The following is a 23,644-nucleotide window of genomic DNA, read 5'->3' on the forward strand; positions in this document are numbered from 1 at the left end:
CCCTGTAAAGACCGGTAAAATTTGCCTTAAATCCGAGTTCGCCGGGAAACCTGACGACAAGACATCGCTGTTAACCTTCGCCGCATGTCCACTCCATGACGAGAGTAGCATGATGCGACTGAACGGTAGATGTTATACCGAATTACGCCGCCTGCTGAATGACAAGCGCGGCAATTTCTCGATTATGAGCGCCCTGATCCTGCCGGTGGGATTGGGCGCGGCGGGCCTCGCCATCGACGCCTCGCAACTGATCGCCAACAAGAACGCCCTGCAGGCCGCAGCCGACGCCGCGGCGCTTGCGACGGCTTCCGCGCTCGCCAAGCAAACGATCACGACCGATCAGGCCCAGGCCTTCGCGTTGGATTTCGTCAAGGGCCAGATGTCCAACCAGGCCAATGTCGACGAAGCGGAAGAGCAGAACAGAGAGTCAGACCTTGCTTCCTGCACTCATGTGAACGCGACGCAGACGACGACGGTCGGCACAGCCAAGAAATACAATGTCACGGTCACGACCTGCTACGACGTCGACTATTCCACCCTGTCGAACTTTCTCGGCCAGGACAGCGGGCGCATCACCGTCAGCGCATCGACCATGTCGACGACCGAAAGCAAGAACGCCTTGTCGATGTATCTGGTGCTCGACCGTTCGGGCTCGATGGCGGAATACACCAACACGGTTTCGGGCTCCTACACCTGCCGCTACGGCCGCAAGACCTATACCTGCTACACTTATTACGACAAGATCACCGCGCTTCGGAACGCCGCCAACAACCTGATGACGCAGCTGGGCGACGCAGACCCCGACACGGTCCTCGTCCGCACGGCGGCCGTGTCGTATAATTCCGCCATGCAGACGCCGGTCAATCTGGCCTGGGGCGAGAGCCGGACCAAAACCTATATAAACGCGCTGACCGCCACTGGCGGCACGGATTCGAGCGCCGCCCTCAAGACGGCCTATCAGGCGCTGAACGCCTCGACCGAGGACGCGGCGCATGCCGCCGTCAACGGCCAGACTCCCTCCAAATTCATCGTCTTCATGACCGACGGCGACAACAACTACACCTCCGCGGACACGACCACGAAACAATGGTGCGACGCCGCCCGGACCGCCGGCATCGAAGTCTATTCCGTGGCCTTCATGGCGCCGGATCGCGGCAAGGCGCTGCTCAATTACTGCGCCACCACCAGCGCGCATTATTTCTCCGCCGAGGACGCCGACGATCTCAACGCCGCCTTCGAATATATCGGCGAACGCGCCACGGAGACGGCGACTCGCCTGACCCAGTAGACCCGTTTTCTTTTGCCTGCCCCGCACGACTTGCCGCCGGCCCCGCGCCGGCGGTTTTTTTGTTTGTCGATCAACAGTTGATCTTGTCGTCGCGGAATGCCTATTATCGTCGAAACAACAAAGATGTTCGGCGGGGACAGACCGGCATCGCAAAGGGGAAACGCCAGATTGGGCAAGGTCGCATTGTCTGCAACAAATGCCAGGCCGAAGGGAACTTATGCGTCGCATGAACCCGCTCAGCTCATCGTCCCGTCACCTTCGATGCGCATAAAGGCTGCATCGACATTTCCAATTCGGTAGCGACATCGAGAAGACCATGACCATACATACTGAGACGTCCGAAATCCCCTTTCCGTCGCCGCGTCCGACCGATCCAGAAGCCCTCGCCAAGGACATCGTCGAACGACTGACCTACCGGATCGGCAAGGATGTGAAAGTCGCCAAGCCGCATGACTGGCTGACCGCCGCCATTCTGGTGATTCGCGACCGCATCATCGACCGCTGGATGGCCTCGACGCGCGAAACCTACGATTCCGGCGGCAAACGCGTCTATTATCTCTCGCTCGAATTCCTGATCGGCCGCCTGATGCGCGACGCCGTCTCGAACCTCGGCCTTATGGAGGAGTTGCGCGACGCGCTGAAGACGCTCGGCGTCGAGATCGACCTCGTCGCGGCGCTGGAGCCGGATGCGGCGCTCGGCAATGGCGGTCTCGGCCGCCTCGCCGCCTGCTTCATGGAATCCATGGCCACCACCGACATTCCCGCCTATGGCTACGGCATTCGCTATGTCCACGGCCTCTTCCGCCAGCAGATTGCCGACGGCTGGCAGGTGGAGTTGCCGGAAACCTGGCTCGCCCACGGCAATCCCTGGGAATTCGAGCGCCGCGAAAGCGCTTATGAAGTCGGCTTCGGCGGCCAGGTGGAATCCGTGCTCGCCCCCGATGGCGACGCCCGTTATGTCTGGAAGCCGGCCGAGCGCGTCATCGCGGTGGCCTGCGACACGCCGATCGTCGGCTGGCGCGGCAAGCGCGTCAACACGCTGCGCTTGTGGACCGCCCAGCCGATCGACCCGATCCTGCTCGACGCCTTCAACGCCGGCGACCATATCGGCGCGCTGCGCGAGAGCAACAAGGCCGAAAGCCTGGCGCGGGTGCTCTACCCCGCCGACGCCACCCCGGCGGGCCAGGAGCTGCGTCTTCGGCAGGAGTTTTTCTTCTCCTCCGCCTCGCTGCAGGACATTCTCCGCCGGCACCGCCAGCAATACAACACATTCGACAATCTGCCGGACAAAGTGTCGATCCAGCTCAACGACACCCATCCGGCCGTTTCCGTCGCCGAATTGATGCGTCTGCTCTGCGACGTGCACGGCTACGAATTCAACGCCGCCTGGGACCTGGTGCGCAACACGATCTCCTACACCAACCACACGCTGCTGCCGGAAGCGCTGGAAACCTGGCCGGTGCCGCTGTTCGAACGCCTGCTGCCGCGTCACATGCAGATCATCTACGGCATCAACGCGAAGATCCTGCTGGAAGCGCGCAAGGAGCGCAACTTCACCGACGCTCAGATCCGCTCGATCTCGCTGATCGACGAGGGCGGCGACCGTCGCGTGCGGATGGGCAATCTCGCCTTTGTCGGCTCGCATTCGATCAACGGCGTCTCGGCCCTTCATACCGACCTCATGAAGGTCACGGTGTTTTCGGATCTGCACAAGCTCTATCCGGAGCGGATCAACAACAAGACCAACGGCATCACGCCGCGTCGCTGGCTGCAGCAATGCAATCCCGATCTCACCAACCTGTTGCGCGAAACGATCGGCGACAAATTCCTCGACGAGACCGAGGCGTTGCAGGATCTCAATAAATTCGCCGAGGACGCCGAGTTCCAGAAAAGGTTCGCCGCCGTCAAGCGCGACAACAAGGCCCGTCTCGCCCAGTTGATCCAGAGCCGCATGGGCTTGAAGATCGACCCCTCGGCGATGTTCGACATCCAGGCCAAGCGCATCCACGAATACAAGCGCCAGCTCCTCAACATCATCGAAGCGGTGGCGCTGTACGACCAGATGCGCTCGCGCCCCGAGCTCGACTGGGTGCCGCGCGTGAAGATCTTCGCCGGCAAGGCGGCGCCGAGCTATCACAACGCCAAGCTGATCATCAAGCTGATCAACGACGTCGCCCGTGTCGTCAATTCCGATCCGGCCGTGCGCGGCCTGCTCAAGGTCGTCTTCGTGCCGAACTACAATGTCTCGCTCGCCGAGATGCTGGTGCCGGCCGCCGATCTCTCCGAGCAGATCTCGACGGCGGGCATGGAGGCCTCGGGCACCGGCAATATGAAGTTCGCGCTCAACGGCGCGCTGACCATCGGCACGCTCGACGGCGCCAATGTGGAAATGCGCGATTGCGTCGGTCCCGAGAACATCAAGATCTTCGGCATGACCGCCGAAGAAGTCGCCAAGGCGCGCGCCGACGGCCACAATCCCCGCGCCCTCATCGAAGGCTCCCGCGAATTGTCCCAGGCGCTGCACGCCATTTCGTCCGGCGTCTTTTCGCCGGATGATCCCGGCCGCTTTTCGAGCCTGGTGGATGGCCTCTATCAGCATGACTGGTTCATGGTGGCCGGCGATTTCGACGCCTATGCCGCCGCCCAACGCGATATGGACGAGCTCTGGACGGATGAGTCCGCCTGGTTCTCCACCGCGATCAAGAACACCGCCCGCATGGGCTGGTTCTCGTCGGATCGCACGATCCGGCAATACGCCAAGGAAATCTGGAGAGCGGGATGAGCCAAAAGGCGGGAACGGCCGGACGCAAGACAGGTTCTGGGGGAGGAGTTGCGAACGACCGGGCTGCGCCCGATGCTTCTGCGGAGGCGGGCTCCGGCGCGCCTGCGCCCGAGCGCGCGAAGGACAACAGGGATTTCCGCATCTTCAACGAGGAAGTCGCGGCCATCGTCAACGGCGTGCACGCCAACCCGTTCGCGGTGCTGGGCGTGCATGAATTCGGCAAGCAGTTCATCGCGCGAGCCTTCATCCCGGGCGCCGAAAGCGTGATCGCCTATACGCTCGGCGGCGATGTCGCGGGGGAAATTCCCCGCCGCGACGCCGCCGGCTTCTTCGAAGGCCCCGTCTCGATCAAGAGCCGGCAACCGCTGCGCTACCATGCCCAGAACGCGCTCGGCTCCTGGGACGTGGTCGATCCCTATGGCTTCGGCCCGGTGCTCGGCCCGCTCGACGACTTCTATCTGCGCGAGGGATCGCATCAGCGTCTGTTCGATCGGCTCGGCGCGCATCCGCTGCGTCATGAGGGAGCGGACGGCTTTCATTTCGCCGTCTGGGCGCCGAACGCCGCCCGCGTCTCCGTCGTCGGCAATTTCAACAATTGGGACGGTCGCCGCCATGTGATGCGCCACCGCGCCGACACCGGCGTCTGGGAAATCTTCATCCCCGGCATCGGCACGGGCGAAACCTACAAGTTCGAAATCCTCGCCAAGGACGGCGCGCTTCTGCCGCTCAAGGCCGATCCCTTTGCACGACGCTCGGAGCTGCGTCCGAAAAACGCCTCGGTGACGACGGGCGAAATGGCGCATGACTGGCAGGACGCCGCCCATCGCGCCTGGTGGTCGAGCGTCGACGCCCGGCGCCAGCCGATCTCCATCTACGAGGTCCACGCGGCCTCCTGGCGCCGCAAGGCCGACAACGAAATGATGAGCTGGGACGAGCTCGGCGACGCGCTGATCCCCTATTGCGTCGAGATGGGTTTCACCCATATCGAGTTCCTGCCGGTCACCGAACATCCTTTCGATCCGTCCTGGGGTTACCAGACCACCGGCCTGTTTTCGCCCTCGGCGCGTTTTGGCGAGCCTGAAGGTTTCGCGCGCTTCGTCGACGGCGCGCATAAAGTCGGCGTCAGCATTATCCTCGACTGGGTGCCGGCGCATTTTCCGACTGACGAATTCGGCCTGCGCGACTTCGACGGAACGGCGCTTTACGAGCATGCCGATCCGCGCCAGGGCTTCCATCCCGATTGGAACACCGCGATCTATAATTTTGGCCGCACGGAGGTCGCGAGCTTCCTCGTCAACTCGGCGCTCTATTGGGCGGAGAAGTTCCATATCGACGGGCTCCGCGTCGATGCGGTGGCTTCGATGCTCTATCTCGATTATTCGCGCAAAGACGGCGAGTGGGTGCCCAATCAATATGGCGGACGGGAAAATCTGGAAGCCGTGCAGTTCCTGCAGGAGATGAACAAGCAGCTTTACGGCTCGCATCACGGCATCATCACCATCGCCGAGGAATCCACCTCCTGGCCGAAGGTCTCCGCACCCGTGCATGATGGCGGCCTGGGCTTCGGCTTCAAGTGGAACATGGGCTTCATGCACGACACGCTGCAATATCTGGCCCGCGACCCGGTGCATCGCAAGCACCATCACAACGAGCTGACATTCGGCCTGCTCTACGCCTTCTCCGAGAATTTCGTGCTGCCGCTCAGCCATGACGAAGTGGTGCATGGCAAGGGTTCGCTGATCGCCAAGATGCCGGGCGACGATTGGCAGAAATTCGCCAACTTGCGCGCCTATTACGCCTTCATGTGGGGCTATCCCGGCAAGAAACTGTTGTTCATGGGCCAGGAATTCGCCCAATGGAGCGAGTGGTCGGAGGCGCGCGGTCTCGACTGGGGCCTGCTGGACTATCCCAGCCATGCCGGCATGCGCAATCTCGTGCGCGACCTCAACCATCTCTACAAGGACAAGCCGGCCCTGCACGCCCGCGATTGCGAGCCGGAAGGCTTCGAATGGCTGATGGCGGACGCGCATGAGCAATCCGTCTATGTCTGGCTGCGCAAGGCGCCGGGGGAGAAGCCGATCGCGGTCGTCACGAATTTCACGCCGGTGGTGCGGGAGAACTACCGGATACCGCTGCCGGAAACCGGCACGTGGCGGGAGATCATGAACACCGATTCCGAAGTCTATGGCGGCTCCGGAATCGGCAATATGGGCGCGGTTATCGCCGGGCCCGGGGAACTCGGACGGGCAGCGGCGCATTGCACGCTCCCGCCACTGGCCACACTGTGGCTGGAACTGGCAGACTGACGAAGCAATACGGGAGGACTTCAATATGGCGGAAAAACGCATTCAACCCCTGGCGCGCGACGCTATGGCCTATGTTCTCGCCGGCGGCCGCGGCAGCCGTCTCAAGGAATTGACGGACCGGCGCGCCAAGCCCGCCGTCTATTTCGGCGGCAAGACCCGCATCATCGACTTCGCTTTGTCGAACGCGCTGAATTCGGGCATCCGCCGCATCGGCGTCGCCACACAATACAAGGCGCATTCGCTGATCCGCCACCTGCAGCGCGGCTGGGACTTCTTCCGCCCCGAGCGTAACGAAAGCTTCGACATTCTGCCGGCTTCGCAGCGCGTGTCGGAGACACAGTGGTATGAAGGCACCGCCGACGCCGTCTATCAGAACATCGACATCATCGAGCCCTATAATCCGGAATACATGGTCATCCTCGCCGGCGACCACATCTACAAGATGGACTATGAGTTGATGCTGCGCCAGCACGTCAATTCCGGCGCCGACGTCACCATCGGCTGCCTGGAAGTGCCGCGCATGGAAGCCACCGGTTTCGGCGTCATGCATGTCGATCCCGAAGACGTGATCATCGACTTCATCGAAAAGCCCGCCGATCCGCCCGGCATTCCCGGCAACGAGGAATTCGCGCTGGCCTCGATGGGCATCTATGTCTTCCACACCAAGTTCCTGATGGATCTGCTGCGCCGCGACGCCGCCGATCCCAATTCCAGCCGCGATTTCGGCAAGGACCTGATCCCGTATATCGTCAAGCACGGCAAGGCGGTCGCCCATCGCTTCGCCGAATCCTGCGTCCGCGCCGAGACCGAGACGCATGCCTACTGGCGCGACGTCGGAACGGTCGACGCCTATTGGCAGGCCAATATCGACCTGACCGACATCGTGCCCGAACTCGACCTCTATGACGGCAACTGGCCGATCTGGACCTATTCGGAAATCACGCCGCCGGCGAAATTCGTCCATGACGAGGATGGCCGCCGCGGCGCCGCCGTATCGTCTCTGATCTCCGGAAACTGCATCGTCTCCGGCGCGTCCATCAACCGCACGCTGCTGTTCACCGGCTGCCGGGTGAACTCCTATTCGCAGCTCGACCACGCCGTGGTGCTGCCCGAGGTCACCGTGCATCGCAATGCGCGTCTGAAGAACTGCGTCGTCGACCGGGGCGTGATCATTCCGGACGGCCTGGTGGTCGGGGAAGATCCCGAGATCGACGCCCGCCGCTTCCGCCGCACCGAGAGCGGCATCTGCCTGATCACCCAGGCGATGATCGATCGTCTTGGCTGAGGCGCAGATGAAAGTCCTTTCGGTCGCTTCGGAAGTCTTTCCGCTCATCAAGACCGGCGGCCTGGCCGATGTCGCGGGCGCTCTGCCGCTCGCGCTGGCCCCTCTCGGCGTGGAGATGCGGACGCTGCTGCCCGGTTATCCCTCAGTGCTCGGCAAGATCGGCGACGCCGCGGTCGTCGCCGAACTGCCGAGCCTGATCGGCGCGCCGGCGCGCATCCTGTTCGTCCGTCATGCCGGGCTCGATCTCTACGTGCTCGACCAGCCACAATATTTCGATCGGCCGGGCGGGCCCTATACGGATGCGGGCGGTCGCGATCACGAGGACAATTGGCGGCGCTTCGCCGCGCTGTCGATGGCGGCCAACCGGCTGTGCAACGGGCTCGATCCGTCCTGGACGCCCGAACTTCTGCACGGCCATGACTGGCAGGCCGGTCTTGCGCCCGTCTACCTGAAATACAGCCCGGCCAGCGCCCGCGTGCCCTCGCTGATGACGATCCACAACATCGCCTTTCCCGGCCGCTTCTGGGGCGGGATCTTCGGCGGGCTCGAATTGCCGGAGGACGCCTATCACTCGGGCGATGTCGAATATTACGGCGACGTCGCCTTTCTCAAGGCGGGTCTCAGGACCGCCTGGGCGATCAACACGGTCAGCCCCACCTATGCCGAGGAGATCAAGACGCCGCAATACGGCATGGGCCTCGAAGGCCTGATGCAGGCGCGCGAAGCCGACCTCAGCGGCATCGTCAACGGCATCGATCCGCAGGTCTGGGACCCCGCCAGCGACAGCGCGGTGGCTGTGAACTACAGCGCCGCGACCCTGGAACGGCGCACCGAGAACCGCCTGAAACTCAGAAAGCGCTTCGGCCTGTCGCCCAGCGAAGGCCCGCTGTTCTGCGTGATCTCGCGCCTGACCCATCAGAAGGGCATCGATCTCATCGCCTCCGCCGTCGACCGGATCGTCGCCGAAGGCGGCTCTCTCGCCGTTCTCGGCGCCGGCGACAGCGCGCTCGAAGCGCAATTGCGCGATGCGGCCGAACGCCATCCCGACAAGGTCGGCCTGGTGCTCGGTTATGATGAGCCGTTGTCTCACCTGATGCAGGCCGGCGCCGACGCGATCCTGATTCCCTCGCGCTTCGAGCCCTGCGGCCTGACCCAGCTCTATGGCCTGCGCTATGGCTGCATTCCCATCGTCGCCCGAACCGGCGGACTGGCGGATACGGTGATCGACGCCAATGGCGCGGCGCTGTCGGCTGGCGTCGCCACCGGCATCCAGTTTTCGCCCGTCAGCGACGCAGGCCTCGGCGGCGCGCTCACCCGGGCCTTCAAACTCTTTTCCGACCACGCCCTCTGGACGGGCATGCAGCGGGCCGCCATGCGCTCCGACGTCTCCTGGACCGCCAGCGCCCGCCAATACGCCCATCTCTACGAAACGCTTCGAGCCAAGGTATGACCGCGATGATCAAGACCGTTTCCACCACGCCCTATTCCGACCAGAAGCCCGGCACATCGGGCCTGCGCAAGAAGGTGCCGCATTTCCAGCAGCCCAACTACGCCGAGAACTTCATCCAGTCGATCTTCGACTCCCTCGAAGGCTTCGAGGGCAAGACGCTGGTGATCGGCGGCGACGGCCGTTATTTCAACCGCGAGGTCATCCAGATCGCCATGAAGATGGCCGCCGCCAACGGCTTCGGAAAGGTCATGGTCGGCCAGGGCGGCATTCTCTCGACGCCGGCCGCCTCCAACATCATCCGCAAATACGCGGCCTTCGGCGGCATCATCCTGTCGGCCTCGCACAATCCCGGCGGCCCGACCGAGGATTTCGGCATCAAATACAACGCCTCCAATGGCGGCCCGGCGCCCGAGAAGATCACCGACGCCATCTATGATCTGTCCAAGAAGATCTCCAGCTACAAGATATCCGACGCCGCCGACGTCGATCTCGACACTGTCGGAACGGTGACGCTGGACGGCATGGAGATCGAGGTCATCGATCCCGTCAAGGATTATGCCGAACTGATGGAGAGCCTGTTCGATTTCCCGGCCATCCGCGCCAAGATCGCCTCGGGCTTCCGCGTCGTCTTCGACGCCATGAGCGCCGTCACCGGCCCCTACGCCAAGGAGATCATCGAAGGCAGGCTCGGCGCGCCCGAGGGATCGGTGCGCAACTTCATCCCGCTTCCCGATTTCGGCGGCCATCATCCCGATCCGAACCTCGTCCACGCCAAGGAACTCTATGACGAGATGATGAGCGGGGCGGGCGCGCCCGATTTCGGCGCCGCCTCGGACGGCGACGGCGACCGCAACCTGATTATCGGCAAGGACATGTTCGTGACGCCGTCGGACAGCGTCGCCATGCTCGCCGCCAACGCCCATCTGGCCCCCGGCTACGCCAAAGGCATCGCCGGCATCGCTCGCTCCATGCCCACCTCCGGCGCTGCTGATCGTGTGGCCGAAAAGCTGGGCGTCGGCATTTATGAGACGCCGACCGGCTGGAAATTCTTCGGCAACCTGCTCGACGAAGGCATGGCCACGATCTGCGGCGAGGAGTCGGCCGGCACCGGCTCGAACCATGTCCGCGAAAAGGATGGCCTCTGGGCCGTACTGCTGTGGCTCAACATTCTCGCCGTGCGCAACGAGCCGGTGAAGGACATCGTCACCAAGCATTGGGCCGCCTTCGGCCGCAATTACTATTCGCGCCACGACTATGAGGAAGTGGCGACCGACGCCGCCAACGGTCTGGTCGACAATCTGCGCGCCCAGCTCGCCAGCCTGCCGGGCAAGAGCTTCGGCGATCTCAAGGTCCAGGCGGCCGACGATTTCGCCTATCACGATCCGGTCGACAATTCCGTCTCCAAGAACCAGGGCATCCGCATCCTGTTCGAAGGCGGCAGCCGCGTGGTCTTCCGCCTCTCCGGCACCGGTACCTCCGGCGCGACGCTGCGGGTCTATGTCGAGCGCTACGAGCCCGACGCCAGCCGCCACGACATCAATACGCAGGAAGCCCTGGCCGATCTGATCACCGTCGCGGACGAAATCGCCGGCATCAGGAAAAGAACGGGTCGCGACGCCCCGAGCGTGATCACCTGATCTCGACCCGGCACGAGTTTTGAGGGGCGCCGAACCATGCCCCTCAATTAGCTTAGACTAAACGAACTCGTGATAAGATGCCTGCATGGTGATTTGGGGGGAAGCGCATGCAGGACGACAGCGATGGAGCAAGCGCCGAAGAACGTCGGCTTGAAGCGCTTGCCGGCTATTGCATCTTGGACACCGAGCACGAGGCGCATTTCAACCGCATCGTGGAACTGGCGCGCAACATTTTCGGCATGCCGATATCGCATATCTCGCTGATCGACCGGGATCGGCAATGGTTCAAGGCCGAAAGCGGCTCGACGCTGTGTCAAATCAACCGTGCGGACTCCTTCTGCCGCATGACGATCGAAGGCAAGACGCCGCTTGTGTTTCCGGATTTGAGCCTGGATCCGCGCACCGCCGCCAATCCCTATGTAACCGGCGAACCCCATGTGCGGTTTTATGCCGGCGCCCCGCTGATCACGCCGGACGGTTTCGCGCTGGGCGCGCTGAGCGTGATGGATCTCGCGCCGCGCGACTTCTCCGAGGAAAAGAGCAATATTCTCGCCGGCCTCGCGGCCGTCGCCATGGACCAGATGGAGCTTCGCCTGCGGTCCAGCCTGGACTGGCTGACCGGCGCGGCCTCCAAGGGGGCCTTTTACAGTTTCGCCCGGGAACTTCTGTCCCCCACCCCCAGCGCAAGGCCGTTCGTCGCGCTCATCTCCTTCGATCTCGATCACTTCAAGCATGTCAACGATCGGCATGGCCACCTCATCGGCGATCAGGTCCTGACCCGTGTTACACAGGCCTGCCGCCGCACGCTGCGGAACCATGACGTGATCGCGCGCATGGGCGGCGAAGAATTCGCCGTGCTTCTGGAAGGCGCGACGCCACAGGTGGCGATGGCGGTGGCCGAGCGGCTGCGTCTTTCCGTGGCCGAGATCACATTCGACGATCTCGGGGTCGATCTCAGCGTCAGCGCGAGCTTCGGCGTCGCCATGGCCTCGCCCGTCACGTTTCACATCGAGGATCTGATGAAGATGGCTGACAGGGCGCTCTATCAGGCCAAGGCCAACGGACGGAACCGGGTTCAATTTGCGGATGACGACGAAAAGCCCGGCGCTCAGCGGACAACCGCCGCCTGACGGCGTTAGCCTCTCGGCTAATGGCGAGCCATCTTCGCCTCTGCTAAAAGCTTGGCGGGGAGGACGTCATCGTGCTGATCGCGCTGTTGTCGGACATACACGCCAATCGTGAAGCCTTTGAAGCCTGTCTGGCGGTTGCCGACAGGTTCGGCGCAGAGCGTCTGGTGATCCTCGGCGATATCGTCGGCTATGGGCCGGATCCGGAATGGTGCGTGGAGAAGACCCGCGCGCTGCAGGAGGCAGGCGCGCTCGTCATCCGCGGCAATCACGACCAGGCTTGCAAGGACGCCTCCCAGACGATGACCGACGCCGCCCGGCGCGCCATGGACTGGACGCGCAACCAACTGTCGGAGGACGCCCGCCGCTATCTCGGTTCGCTGCCGATGAACCTCGTCGACGACGACAGGCTCTATATCCACGCCGAAGCGAGCGAGCCGGCGCGCTGGCGCTATGTGCTGTCATCAGTCGAAGCCGCCCGCCATCTCGGCGCCTGCACGGCGACCGTCAGCTTTTGCGGCCACACCCACCGACCGGCCCTCTATTCACTGTCGTCCACCGGCAAGGTCACTCATTTCACGCCCTGTTCGGACCAGGCGATCCCGCTCTCCGCCTCGCGCCGCTGGCTGGCCGTGATGGGCGCGGTGGGACAGCCGCGCGACGACAATTCCAAGGCGGCGATCGGCCTTTACGACACCGAGGCGCACACGCTGCGCTATCTCCGCGTCAGCTACGACATTGACAAAACGGTGAGCAAGATCCACGCCGCCTGCCTGCCGGAAAGCCTCGCGGGCCGCCTGATGGTGGGCCGCTGACATGGCGAAACCCAGGCTCGCCCCCGGCGACGTCATCGACGGCTTCGTGATCGGCGAATTGAAGCATAATGGCGGCATGGCGCGGCTCTGGAGCGTGACGCATCCCGACCAGCGCGTCCCTCTTTTGATGAAGACGCCGAAGATGAGCGAGGGAGACGACCCGGCCGCGATTGTCAGCTTCGAGATGGAGCAGATGATCCTGCCACGCATCACCGGACCGCATGCGCCTGCCTTCATCGCCAATGGCGATTTCGCCCGCCAGCCCTATATCGTCATGGAGCAGGTTCCCGGCGTCTCGCTCTATCCCATGCTCGAGAAACTGCCGCGCCCTCCCCTCGACTTGGCCGATCTCGGCCGACGGATCGCGCTGGCGCTCGATGATCTCCATCGCCAGAACGTCGTCCATCTCGACATCAAGCCGTCCAACATCCTGTTCCGCGACACGGGCGAGGCCGTGCTGATCGATTACGGCCTCGCCTGCCATACGCAACTACCGGATCTGATGGCGGAAGAGTTCCGCCTTCCCTATGGCACTGCGCCCTATATGGCGCCGGAACAGATCCTCGGCAAACGCACCGATTTCCGCAGCGATCTGTTCGCGCTCGGCGCGCTGCTCTACTTCTTCGCCACCGGACGGCGTCCGTTCGGCGATCCACAGCGGCTGAAGGGGCTCAAGAAGCGGCTCTGGCGCGATCCCTATCCACCCCGCGCACTCAAGGCGGACATTCCCCCGGCGCTGCAGGAAGTCATCCTGAAATGCCTGGAGGTCAATCCCGCCTGGCGCTACCAGACGGCGGCGCAACTCGCCAATGACCTCAAGGATCTCGCCCAGGTCAAGCTGACGGCGCGATCGGAAAAGCTCAGGCGCGACGGCCTCGCCGCCGTGCTCCGGCGCCGCTTCAATCCCGAACCCTGGGACCGCGTCGAGCCGCAGGTGGTGGCGGGCCAATATGCCGATGCGCCGATCGTGCTCGTCTCCATCGACCTCGCCCGCGCCGACCAGGATCTCCTCGACGCGCTCAGGCTGAACGTCTCCCGCATCGTCGAGAAGTCGCCCGGCGCCCGCATCGCCTGCCTCAATATTCTCCGCATCAACCGCATCAGCCTCGACACGACGCTGGATGAAGAGGGCAACAACAAGCATGTCAGTCGGCTGGTGGAGCTCAAGGGCTGGGCCGCGCCCCTGCAGGCTCGCGACGGCGCAATCACCTATCACGTCATCGAGGCGGTCAATCCGGCCGACGCCATTCTCGACTTCGCCCGCGCCAACAATGTCGATCACATCGTGATGGGCGCGCGGGCCGCCTCGGCCATGCGCTCGCTGATCGGCAGCGTCTCCGGCGAAGTGGCTGCGCATGCGCCTTGTACGGTAACGGTGGTGCGCAAGCGCGCTCAAGCCGTCAGTTGATCAGGCTCGAGGTGAGAAACAACGAAAAGCCGGCGAGCATCACGGCCCCTGCCCGCCGCATCGTCCGCGGCGCGACCCGACCCGATTGTCCGATCGCCAGAGCGCCGAACAGAATCCAGGCCATGGAGGCAGCCAGCGCCGTCGCCGCGAGACAGCCGAGATAAGGCAGCACCTCTGCGAGAGACCCATGCGGCGTCAACACGAGACCGATGACCAAACCCTTGGGATTGAGAAGCGTGGTCACGAAAATCTCCTGCGCCGTCACCACGCGCGCCGCACCCGTGTCGGGACGCCAAAGCTTGACCGCAAGCCAGAACACCCAGGCCGCAGCGAGCGCCTTGATGACGAGGGCGACTGTCGGAAATGCGGTCAGCGCCTCTCCGGCCACGGTCGCAAGCGGGATGACGACGATGAGATAGGCGGCGAGCGCCGGAGGCGCATAGCGCATCCCGGCCTTCACGCCGCGCTCCGCCGCGCCCAGCGCCAGCAAGGTGTTCGTCGGCCCCGGCGTCAGGAGCAGGGCAATCAGGCCAAGCACATATTCAAACAAGACATATCTCCGCGATCACGCCTTATCTGTTATAACACATGGCCCGCCGAGCCTTGATGAAGATCAAGAGGCCGGATGTCATGTCGCAGATTGGTCAGCCCGGAATCTCAGGCTCAACCAGTTGCGCCAGCTGGGCGAGCGATTCCTGCCAGCCGAGATAGCAGCTTTCCGGCGGGATCATGTCGGGCAACCCAGACTGCTCGGCATGCAGCTCGGTGCCGCAGGACACCGGCGTCAACCGCACCGTCGTGACCATTTCGCCCTGCAGATTGGGATCGTCGAACGTGTCGGTGTTGCGGATGAGTTCGTTGGGGACGAGGTCGACATAGACGCCGCCGAAGGAATGGGCCTGGCCGGTCGAAAAGTTGGTGAAGGTCATCCGGTATGTGCCCCCGACGCGGGCGTCGATATGGTCGACCGTGCAGGTGAAGCCTTGTGGCGGCAACCATTTGGCGTTGGCTGCGGGATCGAGAAACGCGCGATAGACGCGTTCCGGCGGCGCCTTGATGATACGGTGCAGGCGGATGGTGTAGGGCATGACGGTCTCCTCTTACAATGATATCGGCAGAAGGCTTTCGATATAGCGGCGGAGATGGCGAAGATTGGCGCGCGCCGTCTCCGCTTCGTGTTTGGCCTTCGAATAAATGAACGAGCCCTGAAGCACGGACTGGATGAAGTAGCCGAGGCTCTCGGCGGACCAGTCCGCATCCGGCGCATATGTCGACCGCGCCTCGGCGATGTCGGCCTCGATGGTCGCGATATGGGCGCTCATGCCGGCGTCGCATGCGGCGCGAATGTCCTCATGCGTCTGATAGAGCTCTTGCACCAGCGCGCCGAGAAGGCAGGTGAATTCCGGAACCGGACGATCGAGGATTTCCATGCGGAAATCGACATAGCCCAGCACCCTGTCGCGGGGATCCGCGAGATGGGCATAGGGAGCCGTGGCGAAGATTTCGCCCGTGAACTCGTTCCAGTGATCGACGGCGGCCAGCACCGCGTCCTGCTTGCTCTTGAAGTAGTGGAAGAAACCGCCCTTGGTGACGCCGGCGCCGGCGCAGATGTCATCCACCGATGTCGCCGCGTAACCTTTGGCTCGGATCGACGCCTGCGCGGCGTCCAGCAGTTTCATCCGCGTCTGTTGCCGCAGGTCAGCCACAGCATTCCTCCCCGTCTTCTCACGCCATACATACCAACCGGTTGGTACCTCGTCAAGCATCACATCGGTGATTGACGCTTCGTAAGTGTTTCGGAGTAGGATGTGCCGAAATCGATCAGACCCGCAGGAACCACCCCATGACCCACCATCCGCTCGGAGCCACGCTCACCGCCGCCGGCGCGCATTTCGGCGTGTTCTCGCGGCATGCCGGCAAGGTCGAGCTTTGTCTATTCGATGCGGAGGGACGCGAGAGCCTGACCGAGATGACATGCGGACACGACCATGTCTGGCGAGCCGATGTCGAGGGCGTTCGCGCCGGCCAGCGCTACGGCTTCCGCGCCCACGGCGACTATGCGCCGAGCCATGGCCTCTGGTACGATCCGTCCAAGCTTCTCGTCGATCCCTATGCGCTGGAGCTGGACCGGCCCTTTGTACAGGATCACCGTCTCGCCGCCTATGGCGTCGACACCGCCGACATCGCGCCGCGGGCTATTCTCCAGCACCTGTCGCCCATCCATGCCCAGCCGCCTCATTGGAAGCCGGGCGGGCTGGTCTATGAGATCAATGTCCGCGCCTTCACCATGCTGCATCCCGATATTCCCGAGGATGAGCGCGGCACGATCAAGGCGCTCACCCATCCCGCCATTCTCGCGCATTTCGAGACGCTGGGCGTCTCTGCGCTCGAGCTGATGCCCATCACCGCCTGGCTCGACGAGCGTCACCTGCCGCCGCTCGGCTTGAGAAACAGTTGGGGCTACAATCCGATCGCGCTGATGGCGCTCGACCCGCGCCTCTGCCCCGGCGGCTTGCGTGAGCTCGCCGAAACCGTCGCCACGCTGCACAGCCATGGCCTCGGCGTGATCCTCGATCTCGTCTTCAACCACACCGGCGAAAGCGACACTGAGGGCGGCACGCTCTCGATGCGCGGGCTCGACAGCCTGACCTACTACAGCCACCCGCCGGGCAAGCCGGGCGAGTTGATCAACGACACCGGCTGCGGCAACACGCTGGCCTGTCATCACGCGCCGGTGCGCAATCTCGTTCTCGACAGCCTCCGCCATTTCGTGCGCCATGCCGGCATCGACGGCTTCCGCTTCGATCTCGCGCCGATCCTTGGACGCGGCCCTCAGGGCTTTACCTCGGACGCTCTGCTGCTTTCGGACATGCGCGCCGACCCGATCCTGAAGGATCGCATCCTCATCGCCGAACCCTGGGATGTCGGTCCCGGCGGCTATCAGCTCGGCAATTTCCCGCCCTCCTTCCTGGAGTGGAACGACCGCGCCCGCGACGACATCCGCCTGTTCTGGCGCGGCGACAATCATCGCATCGGCCCGCTCGCCACCGCGCTATCAGGCTCGTCCAACATTTTCAGCCGGCACGAGGGTCGCCGCACCCGCACGGTCAATTTCGTCGCCGCCCATGACGGCTTCACGCTCTGGGACCTCGTCTCCCACGACCACAAGCACAACGAGGCCAATGGCGAGGACAATCGCGACGGCCACAACGAGAACTATTCCTGGAACAATGGCGTCGAGGGCGCGACCAACGACGCCACGGTTAACGCCAGTCGCCGCACGGATGTGATGGCGCTTCTCTCAACCCTGTTCCTGTCCCGGGGCGCGATCATGCTGACCGCCGGCGACGAATTCGGCCGCAGCCAGCAGGGCAACAACAACGCCTATGCCCAGGACAACGCGTTGTCCTGGATCGACTGGTCCATGATCGACCGGGAGATCCTGGAGCATGCGTCTATGCTCTCGGCGCTCCGCCGCCGCTTCACCATCTTCGAAGGGTTGGAATTCCTGACTGACCTCGACGTCGCCTGGCTGACCGTCAAGGGCGAACCGATGCAGGTGGCCGATTGGGAATCCCATCATGCCGACCAGCTGATCATGACCCTGCAGACCAACGACCGCGTCACCGGTCGCCAGGCCACGCTGGCCGTCGCCTTCAATCGCGCCAATGAAGCAAAACCCATCCGCCTGCCCGGCGGCGCGCGGCTTTGGAAATGCCTCGTCGGCGACGGCATGACTGTGTCGCCTCGCTCAGTGAGCCTCTATCTCGGTCCGCCCGCCTGAGCGTTTCGGCGCCAAAGTTGCAGGACACCGACATAGAAACTGTCGTCAATCGGCTCTAACTTCAGCCGGGTGAACACAGGGACATCTTGCATGACCATCAACGCCGTCCGCCACGCCTTCGAACGCCAGTCCGCCGCCTGCGACGCGCTGGGATCGCCCTTCACCGCCCGTCTCTGCCGGCTTATTTCCGCGCGGCTGACGCCCGGGGGCGCAATAGCCGATCGGCTGTTGAACTGGTCAGGCGATCCCTCGCCCCAGGCGGATTCCGTACCGCTGCGACTGGCCGGTTGCCTGCACGCCCTGGTGCTGGAAGGGCTCGCTCCGGATCTCATCTCCGTCTACCCGCCGCACGACGCGCCGGATGATCGGCTCTGGAACGCCGTCGAAAAGGCCCTCGCCGATCATGCCGATTTCATTCTCGCGCGTCTTCGATCCGCGCCGCAAACCAATGAAGTGCGCCGCTCCGGCGCGCTCCTTCCCGGCTTCCTAACCATCGCCGAACTCCTGGGCAAGCCGCTCGTCCTATCGGAAGTCGGCGCCAGCGCCGGGCTCAATCTGCAATGGGACCGCTATCGCTACCGCCTCGGCGACCTCGCCTGGGGCGATCCGGCCTCCACCGTCGAAATCGCGCCGGACTGGCATGGCGAAGCGCCGCCCGAAGCGCGCATCTCGGTGCTGGAGCGCGCCGGCTGCGATCTCCACCCCGTCAATGCCGCCGATCCCGCCCACCGCCTGCGCATGTTGTCCTACATCTGGGCGGATCAGGAGGATCGTCTGTCGCGCACCCGCGCCGCGCTCGACATCGCAGCACGCCATGGCGTGACCGTCGAACAGGCCGACGCTATCGACTGGCTTGGAACCCGCCTCGCCTCCCCGCGCCCCGGCGCCGTTCATGTGATCTTCCACACCATCGCCTGGCAATATCTGCCGGCGCCTTTGCAGGCGGAGGGAGAGGCGCTGATCGCCGCCGCCGGCGGGCACGCCACCGACGACGCGCCTTTGGCCCGCCTCGCGCTCGAAGCCGACGACAGATCCCATGACGGCGCCGCCCTCACGCTCGAGATCTGGCCCGGCGGCGCGAAAAAAGAAATCGGCCGCGGAGATTTCCACGGCCGATGGATCAGGTGGGCGGGGTGGTGAATCGTATGCCTCCGGTGAAAGCCACAGGCAGGCGGCCTATGCTTCGAAGGTCCGATTCGTCGTCAGTTTGATTGATGACAAGCGGACGCAATGAAGCCTTCTACTTACTTTTTTGCCGCCACTTCAGTATCAATTTGCGCTCAATGCCACTCATCCCAAAGGCGAGATAGAGCGCCATAATTATCACGAATATGTAGGGGTTTGAGGGAAATAGAACGCCATTAATGAGTGCCGCAACAAGCGCTGCGATAATCGTTCGATATCTGAATCCAAGTGGCCCCAGCAGAAAGTGGTATATAATTTTATCTCTATCAATCTTCATGATGAGACTTCCATTTTGGCTGCTTTCGTATTGAGCTTTACAGGCCCCAACATCAGGTTATACGCTCTCTTTCTGATCTGGACTCAATGCGTGGAAAAACAGTTGGTATCCGCTTCCGGCGGAGGCAGCTCATCCTCCGTCCCCCAACTGTCCATCCATGCATGCATCTTGGCTTGAGAAACGAAATAGCCCTTGTCAGCCTCCGCCGCAGCAGCGCGGGCGGAATTCAGGCGGACATCCCGAAGTTCGAGATAGTGCTCGACGGCGCGCGCGACGATTTCCGGGGCCGTTGTTTCGCTCTCGTCGGCGGCGGCTTTCAGCCGCTCTTCCAATTCGCCTGTCAGCGTCAGTGAAATCATTGAGCTTCGCCCCACGCAAGAATGTCGTTAGACAATAGCGCAGGGCGAAGCCGATGCAAAGCGATCCGTCAGATCGCCGCGTCTTCCGCGCCTTCGTTGAGCATGCCGAAGCAATATTCGCCGAAGGAGCGCCAGCATTCCAGCCGGAAGCTTTCCTCGCCGGTGCGGTAGATCACCACTTCGGCCTTGCCGAACACCGTGCGCGAGGCGGCGCCGACCGGGAAGATCGCGTCGCCGAGATCCAAGGGGCAGGCCGAGGCCAAAGTGGCGCGGGCGCCGGACCCGGAGATGACGAAAGCGACATTGCGATGCGACACATCCACCGCCGAATGCAGCGCGCCGGATTGGCCGGCGAGCGCCACGAAATCGACGCCGTCGGGCCCGATCAGCAGCCATTCGTCGGGACCGAGCCAGAGCGCATGCTTGCCGTCGGCCGAAGCCGTGCCCTTGGGCCTGGTCGGCAGTTCCAAGCCGAGCGCCGAAGACAAAGCAGAGACGGCGTCCGCGCCGGCGCGCAGCGAGGCGCGAGCGGCGGCCGGAGCAAAGGTCACGGAGGCGACCGCCGAGCCGCCATGGCCCGCCTTGATCGGCGACTTTCGGAGAGCAGAGAGAGCGTCAGCCATTGATGCGGCCTCCTTCCTTGTCATAGAACACGGCGTCGCAGACTTCGACGGCGACCACCCGGTCGGCCATCGGCACATAAAGTGTCTGCCCCATCTTGGCGCGACCGTCGATAACAACGGCCATGGCGATCGAGCGTTCGCAAATTTCCGACCAATAGGACGACGTCACATGGCCGAGCATGGTCATCGGCTTGGGCTGGTTGGGATCGGCGACGATCTGCGCGCCTTCCTCCAGCACCTCGCGCGGGTCCTTGGTCTTGAGACCGACCAGCTGCTTGCGACCGCTGCGGACGAGATCAGGGCGCTTCAAGCCGCGAATACCGACAAAGTCGGTCTTCTTCTTGCCGACAGCCCAGGCGAGGCCGGCGTCGTCGGGCGTCAGCGTGCCGTCAGTGTCCTGACCGACGATGATATAGCCCTTCTCGGCGCGCAACACGTGCATGGTCTCCGTGCCATAGGCGCAAGCGCCCATCGGCTCGGCGCGTTCCCAGATCGCTTCCCAGACGGCCTGGCCGTAATCGGCCGGCACGTTGATTTCGAAGCCGAGTTCGCCCGCGAATGTCATGCGGAAGAGACGCGTCGGCACGCCGGCGATCTTGCCTTCGGCGACGCTCATATGCGGGAAGGCCTCGTTGGAGAGGTCGATGCCTTCGACGAGGGGCGCGATGATCTCGCGCGCCTTCGGACCCTGCACGGCTATGACCGCCCACTGTTCGGTGGTCGAGGTCAGCCACACCTTGAGATGCGGGAATTCCGTCTGCAGATAGTCTTCCATGTGATGCATCACGCGCGGCGCGCCGCCCGTGGTGGTGGTGACATGGAAGCGATCCTCGGCCAGACGACCGACGACGCCGTCGTCATAGACGAAGCCGTCTTCGCGCAGCATGATGCCATAGCGGCAGCGGCCGGGCTTCAGCGTGTCCCAGGAGTTGGTGTACATCAGGTTCATGAAGGCGGCGGCGTCGGGGCCGACCACTTCGATCTTGCCGAGCGTCGAGGCGTCGAACACGCCGGCGACGGTGCGGACCGTCTTGCATTCGCGATTGACGGCCTGATGCATGTCTTCGCCCGGACGCGCATAATACCAGGCGCGCTTCCAGTTGCCGACATTTTCGAAATCCGCGCCCTGGGCTTCGTGCCAGGCATGGATAGGCGTCTTGCGGGCCGGGTCGAAATGCGGCCCGCGCGAATGGTTGATCAGCGTGCCGAACGTGACAGGCGTATAGGGCGCGCGGAAGGTGGTGAGGCCCACTTCGGGCATCGCCTTGCCCAGCGCTTCCGCCGCGATCGCCAGACCATGGATATTGGAGGTCTTGCCCTGGTCGGTCGCCATGCCATTGGTGGTGAAGCGCTTGACATGCTCGATCGAATGCATGCCTTCGCGCACGGCGAGACGGATATCCTTGGCGCAGACATCGTGCTGGAAGTCGACGAAAGCCTTGGCCGAGGTGTCGTCAGGGCCAGCGCCTTCGGCGCTGCCCGCCATGCCGCCCGTCCAGTCGAAGGCCTGGTTCGCGGCGATGGAGACGGTGGACTTGCCTTCGGCTCCGGCGGCGCGGGCGAGCAATTCGCCGACGCCGAGCGCCTCGTCGATCGTAGCCTGTATCGAGTTCGTGCCATTGCAGGCGCCGACCGACATGCAGTCCTCGAGATAGGTTCCCGGCAGGAAGCGCTGGTTCTCGGCGTCAAAGGCCAGCTTGCCGCGCGATTGCGAGAAGAGATGCACCGACGGCGTCCAGCCCGAGGACATGATCAGCGCGTCGACGGCGATCTTTTCGCCGCTCTTCTGGCCGCGACGCGCCACGACGATCGAGGAGACGCGCAGCTTGCCCTTCGTGGTCAGCACCGCATGGCCGGTCAGCACGTTGATGCCCATCGAACGCGCCTTGGCGAGCACGGCTTCGCCCGGCTTGTCGCGGCTGTCGACGATCACGGGGATCTCGACACCGGCGGCCTTGAGGTCGAAGGCGGCTTCATAGGCGGAATCATGGGCGGTGTAGACGCCAACCTTGGCGCCGACGGCCACGCCATAATGATTGAGATATGTCCGGGCCGCCGACGCCAGCATCACGCCCGGACGGTCATTGCCGTCAAACACCATGTGGCGCTCGATCGCGCCGGTGGCGATCACCACGCGCTTGGCGCGGACCTGCCACAGACGCTCGCGCGGCAGATGCGGCGCGGGCTTGGCCATATGGTCGGTGACGCGCTCGGCGAGACCGATGAAATTGTGCTCGTAATAGCCGAACACGGTGGTGCGCGGCAGCACGGTCACATTCGGCAGGGCCTTGAGCCTTGCGATCGTCTTCTGCGCCCAGACGTAACCGTCCTGGCCGTCGATGGTGACGTTGGTGTCGAAATGCAGGGCGCCGCCGAATTCGGCGCGCTCGTCGGCGATGATCACGCTCGCGCCGGTCTCAGCTGCGGCGAGCGCTGCTGCGATGCCAGCCGCGCCGCCGCCCGCCACCAGCACGTCGCAATGGGCGAAGCGGTTGGCGTAGTGGTCGGGATCGTCCTGCGTCGGCGATACGCCGAGGCCGGCGGCCTTGCGGATCTGCGGCTCATAGACCTTGTGCCAGGCGGCCTTCGGCCACATGAAGGTCTTGTAGTAAAAGCCGGCGGCGAAGAAGGGCGCGAACAGGTTGTTGATGCCGCCGATGTCGAAGGCGAGCGACGGCCAGCGGTTCTGCGACGACACTGTCAGGCCGTCATAGAGCTCCTGCATCGTGGCGCGGACGTTGGGCGTCTTGCGGCTCGGGTCGCGTGACACGTCCATCAGCGCGTTCGGTTCTTCCGGACCGGCCGTCAGGATGCCGCGCGGACGGTGATATTTGAACGACCGGCCGGCGAGATGAATGCCGTTGGCGAGCAGCGCCGAGGCGACGGTGTCGCCTTCGAGACCGGTCAGAATGCGGCCGTCATAGGTGAAGCGGGCGGTCTTGGCGGGGGTCAGGCGGCCCTTGCCTGCGATACGGTTGGCTCCGCTCATTTCTGGCCTCCAATGCCGGCGAGTTTGGCCTGGACGGTCGCCTCGTCAGGACGCGGCTCTTCCTGCCGGTAGGTCATGACGAAACGATCGCTGACGGTGTGGCGAATGGCGCGGAAGAAGCGGCCGCAGCCATGGATATGGCGCCAGCGCTCGTAGATCAGGCCTTTTGGATTGTCGCGCATGAAGAAATACTCGGCGAAGTCCTCGTCCGAAATTTCGGTGATGTTCTGCGGACGATCGATATGGGCGTCGCCCACGCCGCGGAACTCGAGCTCCGAACGGTCTTCGTTGCAATAGGGGCAGTGGATGAGAAACATGGTCTTGACCTA

General features: G+C 63.6%; 18 protein-coding genes. 11 read left to right on the top strand and 7 right to left on the bottom strand.

Features of this window, described 5'->3' with window-relative positions:
• Positions 1-109: 109 nt before the first annotated feature.
• The 9 genes from OCK01_RS05430 to OCK01_RS05470 all read left to right on the top strand — a co-directional run bounded on the left by OCK01_RS05430 (position 110) and on the right by OCK01_RS05470 (position 14,098).
• Positions 110-1,288 (top strand): vWA domain-containing protein, encoded by a 1,179-nt coding sequence (locus tag OCK01_RS05430; protein ID WP_263823011.1) that lies wholly within the window; start codon positions 110-112, stop codon positions 1,286-1,288.
• A gap of 316 nt (positions 1,289-1,604) precedes the next feature.
• Entirely contained in the window at positions 1,605-4,070 is a 2,466-nt protein-coding gene (locus OCK01_RS05435; protein WP_412178968.1) for a glycogen/starch/alpha-glucan phosphorylase, read from the top strand.
• On the top strand, positions 4,067-6,376 hold the full coding sequence (gene glgB / locus OCK01_RS05440; protein ID WP_263823012.1) for a 1,4-alpha-glucan branching protein GlgB: 2,310 nt from the start codon (positions 4,067-4,069) through the stop codon (positions 6,374-6,376). Before OCK01_RS05435 ends, glgB begins: the two co-directional genes overlap by 4 nt.
• 25 nt (positions 6,377-6,401) lie before the next feature.
• The gene (gene glgC / locus OCK01_RS05445; RefSeq protein WP_263823013.1) at positions 6,402-7,661 is read left to right on the top strand and encodes a glucose-1-phosphate adenylyltransferase; all 1,260 of its coding nucleotides are present in this window, start codon (positions 6,402-6,404) and stop codon (positions 7,659-7,661) included.
• Between the two features lie 7 nt (positions 7,662-7,668).
• Positions 7,669-9,111, top strand: coding sequence for a glycogen synthase GlgA (gene glgA, locus OCK01_RS05450; protein WP_263823014.1), 1,443 nt, complete (start codon positions 7,669-7,671; stop codon positions 9,109-9,111).
• A 5-nt stretch (positions 9,112-9,116) separates the two neighbouring features.
• The gene (locus OCK01_RS05455; protein WP_263823168.1) at positions 9,117-10,748 is read left to right on the top strand and encodes an alpha-D-glucose phosphate-specific phosphoglucomutase; all 1,632 of its coding nucleotides are present in this window, start codon (positions 9,117-9,119) and stop codon (positions 10,746-10,748) included.
• 107 nt (positions 10,749-10,855) lie between these two features.
• On the top strand, positions 10,856-11,878 hold the full coding sequence (locus OCK01_RS05460) for a sensor domain-containing diguanylate cyclase (protein WP_263823015.1): 1,023 nt from the start codon (positions 10,856-10,858) through the stop codon (positions 11,876-11,878).
• A gap of 71 nt (positions 11,879-11,949) precedes the next feature.
• The gene (locus tag OCK01_RS05465; RefSeq protein WP_263823016.1) at positions 11,950-12,690 is read left to right on the top strand and encodes a metallophosphoesterase family protein; all 741 of its coding nucleotides are present in this window, start codon (positions 11,950-11,952) and stop codon (positions 12,688-12,690) included.
• Between the two features lies 1 nt (position 12,691).
• Positions 12,692-14,098: a bifunctional serine/threonine-protein kinase/universal stress protein gene (locus OCK01_RS05470; protein WP_263823017.1), complete on the top strand. Its 1,407-nt coding sequence runs from the start codon at positions 12,692-12,694 to the stop codon at positions 14,096-14,098.
• On the opposite strand, the gene OCK01_RS05475 is transcribed toward OCK01_RS05470, so the two are convergent.
• From OCK01_RS05475 to OCK01_RS05485, 3 genes are all read right to left on the bottom strand, one after another.
• Positions 14,091-14,648 carry a LysE family translocator gene (locus OCK01_RS05475; RefSeq protein ID WP_263823018.1) on the bottom strand — a complete coding sequence of 186 codons (558 nt, stop codon included), beginning with the start codon at positions 14,646-14,648 and terminating at the stop codon, positions 14,091-14,093. The genes OCK01_RS05470 and OCK01_RS05475 overlap by 8 nt on opposite strands.
• 94 nt (positions 14,649-14,742) lie before the next feature.
• The gene (locus OCK01_RS05480; protein WP_182828629.1) at positions 14,743-15,186 is read right to left on the bottom strand and encodes an SRPBCC family protein; all 444 of its coding nucleotides are present in this window, start codon (positions 15,184-15,186) and stop codon (positions 14,743-14,745) included.
• 12 nt (positions 15,187-15,198) lie between these two features.
• The gene (locus OCK01_RS05485; protein WP_263823019.1) at positions 15,199-15,804 is read right to left on the bottom strand and encodes a TetR/AcrR family transcriptional regulator; all 606 of its coding nucleotides are present in this window, start codon (positions 15,802-15,804) and stop codon (positions 15,199-15,201) included.
• 137 nt (positions 15,805-15,941) lie between these two features.
• On the opposite strand from OCK01_RS05485, the gene glgX reads away from it, so the two are divergent.
• The gene (glgX, locus tag OCK01_RS05490; RefSeq protein WP_263823020.1) at positions 15,942-17,882 is read left to right on the top strand and encodes a glycogen debranching protein GlgX; all 1,941 of its coding nucleotides are present in this window, start codon (positions 15,942-15,944) and stop codon (positions 17,880-17,882) included.
• Positions 17,883-17,972: 90 nt separating this feature from the next.
• Positions 17,973-19,022 (top strand): DUF2332 domain-containing protein, encoded by a 1,050-nt coding sequence (locus OCK01_RS05495; RefSeq protein WP_263823021.1) that lies wholly within the window; start codon positions 17,973-17,975, stop codon positions 19,020-19,022.
• 405 nt (positions 19,023-19,427) lie between these two features.
• Here OCK01_RS05495 and OCK01_RS05500 read toward each other — a convergent pair whose 3' ends face one another.
• The 4 genes from OCK01_RS05500 to OCK01_RS05515 form a co-directional block, all read right to left on the bottom strand.
• Positions 19,428-19,703 (bottom strand): hypothetical protein, encoded by a 276-nt coding sequence (locus OCK01_RS05500; protein WP_263823022.1) that lies wholly within the window; start codon positions 19,701-19,703, stop codon positions 19,428-19,430.
• A 68-nt stretch (positions 19,704-19,771) separates the two neighbouring features.
• Positions 19,772-20,326: a sarcosine oxidase subunit gamma gene (locus OCK01_RS05505; RefSeq protein WP_263823023.1), complete on the bottom strand. Its 555-nt coding sequence runs from the start codon at positions 20,324-20,326 to the stop codon at positions 19,772-19,774.
• Entirely contained in the window at positions 20,319-23,315 is a 2,997-nt protein-coding gene (locus OCK01_RS05510) for a sarcosine oxidase subunit alpha (protein ID WP_263823024.1), read from the bottom strand. Before OCK01_RS05510 ends, OCK01_RS05505 begins: the two co-directional genes overlap by 8 nt.
• Positions 23,312-23,632 carry a sarcosine oxidase subunit delta gene (locus tag OCK01_RS05515; protein ID WP_263823025.1) on the bottom strand — a complete coding sequence of 107 codons (321 nt, stop codon included), beginning with the start codon at positions 23,630-23,632 and terminating at the stop codon, positions 23,312-23,314. Before OCK01_RS05515 ends, OCK01_RS05510 begins: the two co-directional genes overlap by 4 nt.
• Positions 23,633-23,644 lie beyond the last annotated feature (12 nt).

This window comes from Rhizobium sp. TRM95796 (genome assembly GCF_025779995.1).
Lineage (GTDB): Bacteria > Pseudomonadota > Alphaproteobacteria > Rhizobiales > Rhizobiaceae > Rhizobium_E.